This window comes from Geomonas sp. (assembly GCF_035254065.1).
Taxonomy (GTDB): domain Bacteria; phylum Desulfobacterota; class Desulfuromonadia; order Geobacterales; family Geobacteraceae; genus Geomonas.
The window spans coordinates 1-14048 of the sequence record NZ_DATFBA010000066.1; the positions used below are offsets into that span (position 1 = coordinate 1).

Genomic DNA, 14048 nt, shown 5'->3' on the forward strand with positions numbered 1-14048 from the left:
ATCGATCCCAAGACCATCACCGCCATCGCCCACGAGGTGAAAGAGGTGGTCGCCCTCGGCGTGGAGCTGTCGCTGGTGATCGGCGGCGGCAACATCTTCCGCGGGCTGGCGGCCTCCTCCAAGGGGATGGACCGCGCCAGCGCCGACTACATGGGGATGCTCGCCACCATGATCAACTCGCTCGCCATGCAGGACGCCCTGGAGAAGATCGGGGTGGATACCCGCGTGCAGTCCGCCATCAGCATGGCGGAGGTCGCCGAGCCCTACATCCGCAGGCGTGCAGTCAGGCACCTGGAGAAGGGGAGGGTGGTCATCTTCGGCGCCGGCACCGGCAACCCCTACTTCACCACCGACACCGCCGCAAGCCTTCGGGCCATGGAGATCGGCGCCGACGTCATCCTCAAGGGGACCAAGGTGGACGGCGTCTACTCGGCCGACCCCACCAAGGACGCCTCCGCCACCAAGTACGACCAGTTGAGCTACCTCGAGGTGCTCAGGAAGGGGCTCCAGGTCATGGATGCCACCGCCATCTCGCTCTGCATGGACAACAGCCTCCCGATCATCGTCTTCGACGTGACCACCGCCGGCAATGTCGTCCGGGTGGTCCGCGGGGAAGGGATCGGCACCCTGGTTAAGGAAGGAGAATAAGATGATCAAGGATGTCATCGCCAATATGAACGTCCGCATGGACAAGACCATCGAGGCTCTCAGGAAGGATTTCCAGAGGGTCCGCACCGGCCGCGCCAGCACCTCGCTGCTGGACGAGATCAAGGTCGATTTCTACGGCAATCCCAGCCCGCTCAACAACGTGGCGACCCTGGCGGTTCCCGAGGCGAGGACCATCACCATCCAGCCCTGGGACAACAAGATGATCGGCCCCATCGAGAAGGCCATCCTCAACTCCAACCTGGGGCTCACGCCGGCCAACGACGGCAAGCTGATCCGCCTGACCCTGCCGCCGCTCACCGAGGAGCGCAGGAAGGATATCGTCAAGGGGCTCAAGAAGGACGCCGAGGAGTCCAAGGTCGCCATCCGCAACGTGCGCCGCGACGCCATCGACGAGCTGAAGAAGCTGGAGAAGGACAAGCAGATCTCCGAGGACGAGCTGAAGCGCGCCGAGAAGGAAGTGCAGGATTTCACCAACAGCCATGTCGCCAAGATCGACGAGGTGGTTGCTCACAAGGAAAAAGAGGTGATGGAGGTCTAGACGACCTCGTCGGCTGGGGGGCGCCGCCCCCCGGCTCACCTTCGCGCGGACGCTCTCATTTCCGCGCCACCCCCCGGACTTGAGGGGATTTTTTGTTTTTAGGGTGACTGATGGATACGTTAAAGCCGGAGAACCTCCCGGAACACCTGGCCGTGATCATGGATGGCAACGGACGCTGGGCAGAAAAGCGGATGTTGCAGAGGATCGTCGGGCATCAGAAGGGTGTGGAGACGGTTCGCGTCATTGTCGAGGAGTGCTCGCGGCTGGGTATCCGCTACCTGACCCTGTTCGCCTTCTCGGCCGAGAACTGGCTGCGCCCCAAGACCGAGGTCAAGGCGCTGATGGCGCTGCTGAAGAAATACATCCGCGCTGAGATCGCCAGGATGATGCAAAACGACATCCGCTTCAACGTGATCGGCAACCGCGCCGACCTCCCTCCCGACATCGACCGCGAGATCCAGGCGGCCATGGACCGTACCGCCAACAACCGCGGGATGCTCTTGACGCTGGCCCTCTCCTATGGCGGGCGCCAGGAGATCGTCACGGCGGCCAAAACGCTTGCCGAAGAGGTGGCGGCGGGACGGCTGAGTGCGGAGGCCATCGACGAAAAGATGCTCTCCGGCTCGCTCTACACGGCCGGCATCCCGGATCCCGACCTTTTGATCAGGACCAGCGGCGAGATGCGCATCTCCAACTTCCTGCTCTGGCAGCTTGCCTACGCCGAGCTCTACTTCACCGAGGTCAACTGGCCCGACTTTGACAGGAACGAACTTGCCCGCGCCTTCCGCGACTACCAGTCGAGGGAGCGCAGGTTCGGCATGACCAGCGACCAGCTCCGCAAGGAGTCTGCGTAAAGCGAAACGGGGGCCGCCCCATCCTCACCCTATCCCTCCCGTGAAGGGGAGGGGGCGTGAAGCGCCTAAAGGAGTCTGCCATCAAGAGATTAGCCACTGCAGTCGTCTTGTTGCCGCTGCTGATCATTTTCACCCTGAAGGCGAGCGCCTTCCTGTTCGCCGTGCTGGTCTTCGTGCTGTCGCTTCTGGGACTCGACGAATTCTACCGGATGGCCCTTCCCCAGCGCCGTCCCGAAGGGCAACTGGCCGCCCTTGTCGGGGCCTCCGGGGTCTTTTCCCTCTTCGCCGCCAATCCCACCATCCCCTTCATGCTGCTGACCCTCTCCGTGCTGGCCTTCTGCCTGATCGAGCTCTTCAGGCTGAAGGAGATCCCGCAAGCCGCCGCGGACTCGGCCCTGCTCCTGATGGGCTTTCTCTACGTTCCCCTGCTCCTTTCGCACCTGGTACTGCTTCGCCTGCTCCCGCACGGCATCTCCTGGCTCTTCCTGATCATGGTTATCGTGATGAGCGGGGACAGCGCCGCCTATTACGTGGGCTCAGCCATGGGGAAGACCAAGCTCTATCCACAGGTCAGCCCGAAGAAGAGCGTGGAGGGGTCGCTGGGGGGGCTGGCCGGCAGCCTGGTGGGCGCGCTGATCTCCAAGTTCACCTACTTCCCGGAGCTCTCCTTTCTGGATTGCCTCGCCACCGCGCTCCTTTTGGGCGTGCTCGGGCAGCTGGGGGACCTGTTCGAATCGCTGCTCAAGAGAAGTTGCGGCGTGAAGGACTCGGGGACCATCTTCCCGGGTCACGGCGGCGTCCTCGACCGGCTGGACAGCATCCTCTTCGCAGCTCCGGCCGCCTATTACTACGCATACTTCCTGCTGCGGTAGCAGACAAGTCCCCCTTGATAAAGGGGGATCTAGGGGGATTGCTTTTAGAATTCAGTGGCCGAGGCCAACTGCGATCCCCCCCGGCCCCCCTTTATCAAGGGGGGAGTTTACATCAAATGCCTTTGCAGTGAGGGATACATGAAAAAGCTGACCATCCTTGGTTCTACCGGCTCCATCGGCGTAAGCACGCTGGACGTGGTCGCGGCCCAGCCCGACATGTTCAAGGTGGTGGCGCTCACCGCCGGCAACAACCTGGAACTCCTCAAAAAACAGATCGAAACCTTCCGGCCGGAACTGGTCTCCGTGCTCTCCGCCGAGAGCGCCAAGGCTCTCGGCCGCATGCTGACCGGGAAGAAGCCGCAGATCATGCACGGCGTGGAGGGGATGATCGCCGCTGCCACCGCCTCGGAGACCACCATGGTGGTGGCCGCCATCGTGGGCGCCGCCGGACTGGTCCCCACCACCGCCGCCATCATGGCCGGCAAGGACGTGGCTCTCGCCAACAAGGAGACCCTGGTCACCGCCGGGCACCTGGTGATGGACATGGTCCGCAAGAAGGGGGTGAAGCTCTACCCGGTGGATAGCGAGCACTGCGCGGTCTTCCAGTCCATGGTCGGTCACCGCAACGAGGACATCGCCCGCGTCATCCTGACCGCTTCCGGCGGCCCCTTCCTGAAGTGGGGTAAGGAGCAGCTGAAGGTGGCCACCGTGAAGGACGCCCTCAACCATCCCAACTGGAGCATGGGGAAGAAGATCACCGTCGACTCCGCCACCATGATGAACAAGGGGCTGGAGGTGATCGAGGCCCGCTGGCTGTTCGACATCCCGGTGGAGCGGATCGGGGTCAATATCCACCCCCAGAGCATCATCCACTCCATGGTAGAATACATCGACGGCAGCGTGATCGCGCAGTTGGGGGTGCCCGACATGAAGGGGCCCATCGCCTACGCGCTCACCTATCCCGCCCGGGTCCCCTCGGGGGTCAGGCCGCTGGATCTGACCACCCTGTCCGGACTCACCTTCTTCAACCCGGACACCGACCGCTTCCCCGCCTTGAAGCTCGCCTACCAGGCGGCCAATGCCGGCGAGAGCATGCCGGCGGTGATGAACGCCGCCAACGAGGTCGCGGTGGACGCCTTCCTGAACGGGAAGATAGGCTTCATGGCCATCCCGGAGTCGATCGAGAAGGTCATGAACCTCCACCAGGCGCATTCGGTCTCCTCGATAGACGAGGTGCTGGCAGCCGATCTGTGGGGAAGGGCGAAGGCCCGAGAGGTCCTGGGAGTACAGCAGTAGCGGTCAGCGGGCTTTGCCTCCGGTGCTTGCCGGAGCGCCAGGAGGTGCCCGTCCTGGGCAACCGGTGCCGGAAACCGGAGCTGACGTCGGCAGGCCACTTCCAGAATGCAGTTGAAATGAGGGCCAAGAGGGTGCAGGCTAAGAAAGCAGATACCATCTGCCTCACGGCCAATTCGCTAATTGCCCGTGGAGATCTCCCGCTGCAGGTCATGCAATCCGCCTGAGGCATACGATAAGAGGGAAGAAATGAGCATAATCTACGCCATCATCGCCCTCGGGGCGCTGATATTCATCCATGAGTTCGGACACTTCATCTTCGCCAAGACGTTCGGGGTCGGTGTGGAGAAGTTCTCCCTCGGCTTCGGTCCCAAAATAATCGGCAAGCGGATCGGAGAGACCGAATACCTGATCTCGGCGCTCCCCCTGGGGGGCTACGTCAAGATGGTGGGGGAAGGGGAGGACGCGGAACTTGCCGAGGAAGACCGGCACCGTTCCTTCGCCGACAAGCCGGCCTGGCAGAGGATGATCATCGTCGCGGCAGGGCCTGTCTTCAACCTGCTCTCAGCCTATATCATCTTCATCGTGATCTTCATGATGGGGGTGCCCGCGATCACCACCAAGGTCGGCGAGGTGGTTGCTGACAAACCCGCTGCCAGGGCCGGCGTCAAGGCCGGCGACGTGATCACCGCGATCAACGGCAAGCCGGTTAACCGCTGGGATGATTTCGCCAGGATCATCGCCGAGGGGAAGATCGCTCCCTTGGAGATGACCGTAAAGCGGGGAGCGTCCGCCCTCAAGTTCACCATGACCCCGGAGAGCCGAACCAGCAAGAACCTGATCGGCGACACCGTTACTCAGCCGGTGGTTGGGGTGGTTGCGGCGGGCGACACCGAGATCGATCATTATCCTGCCGGTGAGGCGATCGCCAGAGGGAGCGCCCAGTGCTGGAATGTCGTGAAGTTGACGGCTCTCTCTCTGCTCCGGCTGGTGCAGCGGGCCCTCCCGCTGGACAGCATTGGCGGGCCGATCATGATCGTGAAGATGGCCGGACAGCAGGCGGCGGCGGGAAGCGTCAACTTCCTGGCCTTCGTCGCCCTGTTGTCGGTGAACCTGGGCGTGCTGAACCTGCTCCCCGTCCCGATCCTGGACGGCGGCCACCTCGCCTTTTTCCTGATCGAGATGATCATCGGCAGGCCGGTCAGCAAGAGGTCGCGCGAGATCGCGCAGCAGATCGGGCTCGTGCTCCTGATCAGCCTGATGATGCTCGCCTTCTACAACGACATCGCCCGGATGTTCAGCGGGAGCAAGATCTAGTACAAGTCGAGGGGAAACTGGCGGGGCTCTGATGGCATCGCCGACGACACTTCTCCCTCCCTAGCCCTCCCCCTTCGGGAGAGGGGACTTTCGGGCTGGCTAGAAAGAAAGTGGAAAAGTTTTACCGTGAAGATCCTTACCATTGATACCTCCAGCAACTGCTCGTCCGTCGCCCTGAGCGACGGCAATTCTCTCCTTGGTGAAGCCATCCTGGGCCAGGACCGCTGCAATTCGGGGAGGCTGATGGCCGCCGTCTCCGATCTTTTGACAGCCGCCAAGCTTGCCGCGCACGAGCTCGATGCCTTTGCCGTGTCGCTTGGTCCGGGCTCCTTTACCGGCGTCCGGGTCGGCATCGCCACCGTGAAGGGGCTTTGCATCGCTACCGGCAAGCCCGCCGTCGGCTTCTCCTCGCTCGCCATGCTGGCGATGAATCTCCCCTTCGCTTCGCTGCAGGTTGCCCCGCTTTTCGACGCCAGGAAGGGGGAGGTCTACGCCGGCCTTTACCGCTGCGGCGCTCGGCCGGAAGCCCGGCAGCCGGATGCCGTCGTCCCGCCGACCGAATTCCTGGCCTCCATCGAGCAGCCCACCATTTTCCTCGGGGAAGGGGCGGTACGCTACCGGGAGCTGATTCAGTCCAGCTTGGGCGATTCCGCCATCTTCGCCCCCTGGCATCTCGACCAGCCCCGCGCTTCGGCTGGGGCGGTGATCGCCCTCGAGTCGGCACTCAAAGGAGAGTTCACCCCGCTGGCCCTGCTCAACCCCACCTACCTGCGCGCCTCCGAGGCGGAAATCGCCAAGAGGAAAAAGGACGCGCAGCAGAACTGCTAACCCCATCCTCACCCCAGCCCTCCCCTTGAAGGGGAGGGAGGGTGTGCTCAGGCCTCTAATGGGGTAACCCTCCGTCATTAAAGTACCGTACAAAAGCTACCACAGAGCCTTGGCGTCCCCTCCCCTTCAAGGGGAGGGACAGGGTGAGGATGGGGTGGGACTTCCCCGTCGCCATTAACGCCGTTCTACTTGCAGTTGACAGCTCGCCTTTAATGTATTATCTTGGTTGTTCATTTCATTAGATCGTAAGTTCTTCAAGTTTAATCTTTTTTGCCCACTATAGATCGCCGGCTTCCCGACCTGACCGTCGGGGAAATGTGGCGGGAAGAGGGGGAGAGGCACCTACGGAGCCAGTCCCCGAGCCTGACCAGCCGGACCTCAAAAGGATAGATCATATGCGTAGCGATACTATTACCCAAGGCTTGGAGCGCACCCCGCACCGCGCGCTTTTGAAAGGTACCGGACTTCCGCAGAGCGAGATGGGGAAACCGTTCATCGGCATCGCCACCAGCTTCACCGACCTGATCCCCGGCCACGTCGGCATGCGCGACCTCGAGCGCTTCATCGAGAAGGGGGTCCACACCGGTGGCGGCTATTCCTTCTTCTTCGGCATCCCCGGCGTCTGCGACGGCATCTCCATGGGGCACAAGGGTATGCACTACTCGCTGCCTACCCGCGAGCTGATCGCGGACATGGTGGAGTCGGTGGCCGAGGCGCACCGCCTGGACGGCCTGGTGCTCCTTACCAACTGCGACAAGATCACCCCGGGCATGCTGATGGCCGCCGCGCGTCTCGACATCCCCTGCATCGTGGTCACCGCCGGTCCCATGATGAGCGGCCGCGGCGACGCGGGCCGCAAGTACTCCTTCGTGACCGACACCTTCGAGGCCATGGCCCGCTACAAGGCCGGCGTGATCGACGATGCGGAACTCGCCCGCTGCGAGGAGAACGCCTGCCCCGGCATGGGTTCCTGCCAGGGGCTCTTCACCGCCAACACCATGGCCATCCTGACCGAGACCCTCGGCATGAGCCTGCCGCGCTGCGGCACTGCGCTGGCCGTCTCCGCGCTCAAGCGCCGCATCGCGTTTGCCTCCGGCGAGCGGATCGTGGACATGGTGCGTGAGAACATCACCCCGCGCTCCATCCTGACCCGCGAGGCCTTCGAGAACGCCATCCGCGTCGACCTGGCGCTGGGGGGCTCCTCCAACACCGTCTTGCACCTGCTGGCCATCGCCAACGAGGCGGGCGTCCCGCTGCCGCTGGAGACCTTCGACGTCCTCGCCAAGGAGACCCCGCAGCTCGCCTCCATGAACCCCGCCGGGGAGCACTTCATGGAAGACCTCGACGTGGCCGGCGGCGTGGCCGGCGTGCTCAAGCAGCTGGGCGACAAGATCCACGACTGCCCGACCGTGTTCGGTCTTACCACCAAGCAGATTGCCGACAGCCTGACCGCGGTCGACGAGACTGTCATTCACCCCGTCTCCGACCCCGTCAAGAAAGAGGGTGGCATCGCCGTCCTGTTCGGCAACATCGCCCCCAAGGGCGCCGTCGTCAAGCAGTCCGGCGTGGGCGAGAAGATGATGAAGTTCACCGGCGTTGCGCGCTGCTTCGATTCCGAGGATCTCGCCATGGCCGCCATGATGGGCGGCGTGGTGAAGAGCGGCGACTGCGTGGTGATCCGCTATGAGGGGCCCAAGGGTGGGCCGGGCATGAGGGAGATGCTGGCGCCGACCGCGGCCCTGATGGGCCTTGGCCTGGGCGACTCGGTGGCTCTGATCACCGACGGACGCTTCTCGGGCGGCACCCGCGGCCCCTGCATCGGCCACATCGCACCGGAGGCTGCCGCCGGCGGCCCGATCGCCCTCATCGAGGACGGAGACCAGATCGAACTGGACATCCCCAACCGGTCGCTGAAGGTGCTGGTGAGCGACGAAGTGCTGGCTGAACGGAAGAGCCGCTGGGTGGCACCGGAGCCCAAGATCAAGAAGGGCTGGCTCGCCCGTTACGCCAAGGTAGTGACCTCCGCGCACACCGGGGCCATCACCACCGCGGAGTAGAGCCCCAGGTAGAACCCCGAGTAGAACCCCGACCCCCTTTACCGAAGGGGCAGAGAGTCGGACCTCCTTTGCCAAGGAGAGACCGGTCTCAGGGGACGTAGTCATCCACGTGATCACGCGTGATCCCAGCCTTACCAGGTCCGGGGTCGAACCTTAGCCGGCAGTACAACTGCCGCCACAACGGAGGGTATATATATGAAAATGAATGGTGCGCGCATCGTTCTGGAGTGCCTCAAACGAGAGGGCGTCGACACGATCTTCGGGTATCCCGGAGGGACGGTCATCAACCTGTACGACGAGCTGTTCTCCTTCAAGGAGATCCGTCACATCCTCCCCCGCCACGAGCAGGCTGGTGTCCACGCCGCCGACGGCTACGCACGGGCAACCGGCAAGGTCGGCGTCGCCCTGGCCACCTCGGGCCCGGGTGCTACCAACACCATCACCGGCATCGCCACCGCCTACATGGACTCCATCCCCATGGTGATCCTGACCGGGCAGGTGCCCACCGCGCTGATCGGCAACGACGCCTTCCAGGAAGCCGACATCATCGGCATCACCCGCCCCTGCACCAAGCACAACTTCCTGGTCAAAGACGTCAAAGAACTCGCCACCATCATGAAGAAGGCCTTCTACATCGCCCGCACCGGCCGTCCCGGCCCGGTCCTGGTCGACCTTCCCAAAGACATCCAGATGGCCCAGTGCGAATTCCACTACCCGGAGACCGTGGACATCCGCGGCTACAAGCCGACCGTGGAGGGACATCCCAAGCAGATCGAAAAAGCGGTGGCCATGATCAAGGAGGCCAAGAAGCCGGTCATCTACGTGGGTGGCGGCGTCATCCTCGCCAACGCGGCCGAGGAGCTGACCGCGCTCGCGAAAAGGCTGGCCATCCCGGTCACTACCACCCTGATGGGTCTGGGCTCCTTCCCCGAGGATGACCCGCAGTCGCTGGGACTGCTCGGCATGCACGGCACCTACTACGCCAACATGGCGGTTTCCCACTGCGACGTGCTGATCGCCGTGGGCGCCCGCTTTGACGACCGCGTCACCGGCAAGATCGCCTCCTTCGCTCCGCACGCCAAGATCGTGCACATCGACGTCGACCCCACCTCCATCAAGAAGAACGTGCGCGTCGATCTCCCCATCGTGGGTGACGTGCGCGAGGTGCTGGCGCAGATGCTGAAGGTAACCAAGGCGCACGACACCAAGACCTCGAAGGAGCAGCTTGCCTCCTGGATCGCCGAGATCGCGGGGTGGAAGGAGAAGCACCCGGTCGCCTACAAACAGACCGGCTCCACCATCAAGCCGCAGTACGTGATCCAGAGGCTGCGCGCCCTCTCCGACCCGGACGCCATCGTGGCCACCGACGTCGGCCAGCACCAGATGTGGACCGCCCAGTTCTTCGGCTTCACCAAGCCCCGCACCCTGCTCTCCTCGGGTGGCTTGGGCACCATGGGCTACGGCCTCCCCGCTGCCATGGGCGCCCAGGCGGCCTACCCGGAGCGCCAGGTGATCGTGGTCTGCGGCGACGGCGGCTTCCAGATGAACATGCAGGAGCTGGCCACCATGGTCCAGAACCGGCTGAACGTGAAGATCGTCATCCTGAACAACAACTTCCTGGGCATGGTTCGCCAGTGGCAGGAACTGTTTTTCGACAAGCGTTACTCCTCCACCTGTCTGGAACTTCCCATTGACTTCATCAAGCTGGCCGAAGCCTTCGGCGCCACTGGCCTTCGGGCCACCAAGGTCGAAGAGGTCGACGAGGTCATCAAGCAGGGCTTCGAGACCAAGGGCCCGGTCCTCATGGAGTTCAAGGTTGCTCGCGAAGAGAAGGTGCTGCCGATGGTTCCGGCCGGCGCGTCCCTGACCGAGATGGTTCTGGCATCCTGATCACTTACGGAACAAGGAGGGTAACATGAGACACACCATAGCAGTGCTGGTCGAAAACGAATTCGGCGTCCTCTCCCGCGTGGTCGGGCTTTTCTCGGGGCGCGGCTTCAACATAGATTCCCTTACCGTGGCTCCCACCAACGACGAGTCGCTCTCCAGGATCACCCTGGTCACCCGCGGCGACGAGCAGATCATCGAGCAGATCACCAAACAGCTCAACAAGCTGATCGACGTGATCAAGGTGATCGACTTCGAGGCGGAGAACGCCATCGAGCGCGAGATGGTGCTGGTGAAAGTCTCCGCCGAGGAGGCAAGCCGCGCCGAGGTCTTAAGGATCGCGGACATCTTCCGCGCCAAGGTCATCGACGTCACCCCCAAGTCCTACACCCTGGAGGCGACCGGGGCTCCCGCCAAGGTCAGCGCCATGGTGGAACTGCTCCGACCGCTTGGGCTCAAGGAACTGGTCAGCACCGGCCCGGTGGTGATCGGCCGCGGTTCCAAGGGGTGGAGAGGGTAGTAACGACAGGCTAAGATTAAGATTAAGAAAGGCCTTGTTTTGATTGCACGAGGGGCCGTTTTCGAAGTATAATCTCGCTTTGGTGCGAGGATCTCCGAACAACGGCCCCTCTTTTCTGTCTCGCACCCCGCGTTGTCGCAGCTCCCTTCGTATACGCTCAGGTTGCCTGGTACGGCAATTCGGGCGGAAGAAGGGTGTCGTCGAAGATTTCCGCTTAATTCATCAAAGAGGTACTAGATGCGCAACACAAATACCCCGGTCGCTGCCGAGGGGTACCCGTTTATTCTCGGTTTCCTGGTGGTCGCCGTTGTCATGGCGCTGCTCGGCACCTACCTTCACCCGTTCTTCTTCGCTCTCGCCATCCTCGGCCTGCTGCTCAGCCTGTTCTCCATTTTCTTCTTCAGAAATCCGGAACGGAACACCCCCACCGACGAAAACGCGGTGATTGCCCCCGCGGACGGGGTGGTGATCTTCTCGGGGAAGGTGGTCGAGCCGCACACCAAGGTGGAGATGGAGAAGATCAGTATTTTCATGTCGGTGTTCAACGTGCATATCAACCGCGCACCGCTCTCCGCCAAGGTGGTCGACTCCTTCTACACCAAGGGGAAGTTCTACGACGTGCGGGACGAGCGGGCGAGCTTCGAGAACGAACAGCAGGGGATGGTGCTGGAAGCCCCTTCCGGTCTGAAGCTGGTGGTGGTGCAGGTGGCGGGGCTGATCGCCAGGCGCATCGTCTGCTATGCCAAGACGGGTGACATGTTGACCCGGGGGCGCAGGTACGGCCTGATTCGCTTCGGGTCCCGGCTGGACGTCTTCCTCCCGGTCGGCACCCGCATCAACGTCTCCATGGGACAAAAAACCGTCGCGGGTGAAACCGTGCTGGGGATACTGCCGTGAATGAAGAGAAGCCCAAGATAGAGCGGGAAGGGATGCGCAAGGGCATCTACATCCTGCCCAACATGTTCACCGCCGGAAGCCTCTTCGCCGGCTTCTACAGCATGGTTTCCACGGTCAACGGCGACTACCGGACGGCGGCTCTCTGGATCCTCGCCTCCTCCATCTTTGACGGGTTGGACGGCAAGGTGGCCAGGCTCACCGGGACCTCCAGCAAGTTCGGCGTCGAGTTCGACTCGCTGGCCGACGTGGTCTCCTTCGGCGCCGCCCCGGGACTGCTGGTCTACTGCTGGGCGCTCAAGCCGTTCGGCAGGGTGGGGTGGCTGGCAGGCTTCCTGTTCCTGTGCTGCGCGGCACTGAGACTTGCGCGCTTCAACGTCCAGGTCGACACCGTGGAGAGCCGGCGCTTCGTCGGTCTTCCCACCCCGGCCGCGGCCAGCGTGGTCTCGGCCACCGTGCTCTTCTTCTACCACTGGGGCTGGCCCAGCAGCTACTACAAGATCGGCATCATCACGCTCATCTACTTCCTGGCCTTCCTGATGGTCTCCAACGTCCGCTACTACTCGTTCAAGGACCCGAGCCTGGTCAAGCGCCAGCCCTTTGTCTTCCTGGTGGTGGCCGTGCTGCTTTTGACCGTGATCGCCGCCGAGCCGGCCATCATGCTGTTCACCCTGTTCATCTGCTACATCGCCTCAGGCCCCATCGGATTCATCATGACCTGGCCGCGCCGGCGCCGGTTGGAAAAGGCCCTGCACAAGGGGCACGAGGAGATGAGGAATTCCGGCAGGCGACCGCAGTAAATAGAAAAAACGTTTTACAAATTAACAAAACCCTTGACAGCCGTCAGGGGTTTTCCTATTATCGCGCAAATCAGCAAAAGGCAGTGACGAGGAGTAGTAGCCTTTCCCTTCCTCTCCAGAGAGCCGGTGGTTGGTGCAAACCGGTGTGGAAGCAGGTGAACTCGCCTCTGAGCCGGAGCGGTGAACAGACAGCACGAGGTCCGGGTTTTAAGTCCTAGCTTAAGCCCCGAGCATCTCGGGCTCGTTTTTAGCCCCTCCCGTCAGCCCGCGTAAAGGGTCAACGAGGTCCGCCGCAGGGCGGATGAATGAGGGTGGTACCGCGGAAGCTTTCTAGAGCCTTCGCCCCTTGCTTGGGGCGAAGGCTTTTTTATTTTCAAAAATAAACGGGAACCACAGGAAAATCACAGGGGGTGCCATGAGCAATACCGAGCCTAAAGTAATCAAGATTTTCGACACCACACTCAGAGACGGGGAGCAGTCCCCCGGCGCCAGCATGAACATCGACGAGAAGCTTCGTCTGGCCAGGCAGCTGCAGAAACTCAACGTGGACGTCATCGAGGCGGGTTTCCCCATCGCTTCCGAGGGTGATTTTGAAGCGGTCAAGAAGATCGCCCAGACCATCACCGGCCCCGAGATCGCCGGCCTGTGCCGCTCCGGCTTCAAGGACATCGACCGCGCCTGGGAGGCCCTCAAGTACGCCGAGGAGCGGGGGCGCATCCACACCTTCATCGCCACCTCCGACATCCACATGAAGTACAAGCTGCAGATGACCCCGGCCCAGGTGCTGGAGTCCGCAGTGAAAGGGGTGAAGCGCGCCGCCGGCTACACCAAGAACGTCGAGTTCTCCTGCGAGGACGCGGTCAGGACCGACCGCAAGTTCCTGGCCGAGGTGGTGGCCGCCGTCATCGACGCGGGCGCCAAGGTCGTCAACATCCCCGATACCGTCGGCTACACCATCCCGGTTGAGTACTTCGAGATCATCAAGTACCTGAAGGACAACGTCAAGAACATCGATGACGCGACCATCTCCGTGCACTGCCACAACGACCTGGGCCTGTCGGTCGCCAACTCCATCGCCGCCATCCAGGCCGGCGCCGGGCAGGTCGAGTGCACCATCAACGGCATCGGCGAGCGCGCGGGCAACTGCTCGCTGGAAGAGTTCGTGATGACCGTGAGGACCCGCAGCGACATCCTCCCGTTCAAGACCAACGTGGTGACCGAGCAGCTGACCCCGGCCAGCCGCCTGTTGACCAACATCACCGGCATCGTCGTGCAGCAGAACAAGGCGATCGTGGGGGCCAACGCCTTCGCGCACGAGGCGGGCATCCACCAGCACGGCATGCTGATGGAGAAATCCACCTACGAGATCATGACCCCGGAATCGGTCGGCCTCAAGGCGAGCGCCCTGGTGCTGGGCAAGCACTCCGGCCGCCACGCCTTCAAGAAGCGGCTGGAGGAACTGGGGCACGAGCTGGACGAGGAGAACCTGAACAAGGCGTTCACCCGCTTCAAAGCGCTG

General features: G+C 62.6%; 13 protein-coding genes and 1 other annotated feature. All 13 genes read left to right on the top strand.

Annotation, left to right across the window (positions count from 1 at the left end; genetic code table 11):
- Positions 1-648 (top strand): UMP kinase (pyrH, locus tag VJ604_RS03525; protein ID WP_324079998.1); only part of this gene is annotated, 648 nt, incomplete at its 5' end.
- Between the two features lies 1 nt (position 649).
- Positions 650-1207: a ribosome recycling factor gene (gene frr / locus VJ604_RS03530; RefSeq protein WP_324079999.1), complete on the top strand. Its 558-nt coding sequence runs from the start codon at positions 650-652 to the stop codon at positions 1205-1207.
- A 110-nt stretch (positions 1208-1317) separates the two neighbouring features.
- Entirely contained in the window at positions 1318-2061 is a 744-nt protein-coding gene (gene uppS, locus VJ604_RS03535) for an undecaprenyl pyrophosphate synthase (RefSeq protein ID WP_324080000.1), read from the top strand.
- An 80-nt stretch (positions 2062-2141) separates the two neighbouring features.
- Positions 2142-2933, top strand: coding sequence for a phosphatidate cytidylyltransferase (locus VJ604_RS03540; RefSeq protein WP_324080009.1), 792 nt, complete (start codon positions 2142-2144; stop codon positions 2931-2933).
- Positions 2934-3071: 138 nt separating this feature from the next.
- A complete protein-coding gene (locus VJ604_RS03545) occupies positions 3072-4229 on the top strand; it encodes a 1-deoxy-D-xylulose-5-phosphate reductoisomerase (RefSeq protein WP_324080001.1) in 1158 nt (385 codons plus the stop codon).
- Positions 4230-4475: 246 nt separating this feature from the next.
- Positions 4476-5543 (top strand): RIP metalloprotease RseP, encoded by a 1068-nt coding sequence (gene rseP / locus VJ604_RS03550; RefSeq protein ID WP_324080002.1) that lies wholly within the window; start codon positions 4476-4478, stop codon positions 5541-5543.
- A gap of 126 nt (positions 5544-5669) precedes the next feature.
- Positions 5670-6371 carry a tRNA (adenosine(37)-N6)-threonylcarbamoyltransferase complex dimerization subunit type 1 TsaB gene (gene tsaB / locus VJ604_RS03555; RefSeq protein WP_324080003.1) on the top strand — a complete coding sequence of 234 codons (702 nt, stop codon included), beginning with the start codon at positions 5670-5672 and terminating at the stop codon, positions 6369-6371.
- 395 nt (positions 6372-6766) lie between these two features.
- On the top strand, positions 6767-8428 hold the full coding sequence (gene ilvD, locus VJ604_RS03560; RefSeq protein ID WP_324080004.1) for a dihydroxy-acid dehydratase: 1662 nt from the start codon (positions 6767-6769) through the stop codon (positions 8426-8428).
- A 195-nt stretch (positions 8429-8623) separates the two neighbouring features.
- Complete coding sequence (gene ilvB, locus VJ604_RS03565; RefSeq protein ID WP_324080005.1) at positions 8624-10318, top strand: biosynthetic-type acetolactate synthase large subunit; 1695 nt, start codon at positions 8624-8626, stop codon at positions 10316-10318.
- A 25-nt stretch (positions 10319-10343) separates the two neighbouring features.
- On the top strand, positions 10344-10835 hold the full coding sequence (gene ilvN, locus VJ604_RS03570; protein WP_324080006.1) for an acetolactate synthase small subunit: 492 nt from the start codon (positions 10344-10346) through the stop codon (positions 10833-10835).
- Positions 10836-11072: 237 nt separating this feature from the next.
- The gene (locus VJ604_RS03575; protein ID WP_324080007.1) at positions 11073-11732 is read left to right on the top strand and encodes a phosphatidylserine decarboxylase family protein; all 660 of its coding nucleotides are present in this window, start codon (positions 11073-11075) and stop codon (positions 11730-11732) included.
- Between the two features lie 32 nt (positions 11733-11764).
- Positions 11765-12529 carry a CDP-diacylglycerol--serine O-phosphatidyltransferase gene (pssA, locus tag VJ604_RS03580; RefSeq protein ID WP_324080010.1) on the top strand — a complete coding sequence of 255 codons (765 nt, stop codon included), beginning with the start codon at positions 11765-11767 and terminating at the stop codon, positions 12527-12529.
- Between the two features lie 74 nt (positions 12530-12603).
- Positions 12604-12879: a binding site (T-box leader), on the top strand.
- Between the two features lie 65 nt (positions 12880-12944).
- The coding region (locus VJ604_RS03585) for a 2-isopropylmalate synthase (RefSeq protein WP_324080008.1) at positions 12945-14048 on the top strand (1104 nt) is incomplete at its 3' end.

Bases quoted from the DNA above. Each gene is read 5' to 3' on its own strand.
- pssA (WP_324080010.1), top strand. From the start codon at position 11,765: ATGCGCAAGGGCATCTACATCCTGCCCAACATGTTCACCGCCGGAAGC.
- VJ604_RS03575 (WP_324080007.1), top strand. From the start codon at position 11,073: ATGCGCAACACAAATACCCCGGTCGCTGCCGAGGGGTACCCGTTTATT.
- rseP (WP_324080002.1), top strand. From the start codon at position 4,476: ATGAGCATAATCTACGCCATCATCGCCCTCGGGGCGCTGATATTCATC.
- VJ604_RS03545 (WP_324080001.1), top strand. From the start codon at position 3,072: ATGAAAAAGCTGACCATCCTTGGTTCTACCGGCTCCATCGGCGTAAGC.
- ilvD (WP_324080004.1), top strand. From the start codon at position 6,767: ATGCGTAGCGATACTATTACCCAAGGCTTGGAGCGCACCCCGCACCGC.
- ilvB (WP_324080005.1), top strand. From the start codon at position 8,624: ATGAAAATGAATGGTGCGCGCATCGTTCTGGAGTGCCTCAAACGAGAG.
- uppS (WP_324080000.1), top strand. From the start codon at position 1,318: ATGGATACGTTAAAGCCGGAGAACCTCCCGGAACACCTGGCCGTGATC.
- frr (WP_324079999.1), top strand. From the start codon at position 650: ATGATCAAGGATGTCATCGCCAATATGAACGTCCGCATGGACAAGACC.
- ilvN (WP_324080006.1), top strand. From the start codon at position 10,344: ATGAGACACACCATAGCAGTGCTGGTCGAAAACGAATTCGGCGTCCTC.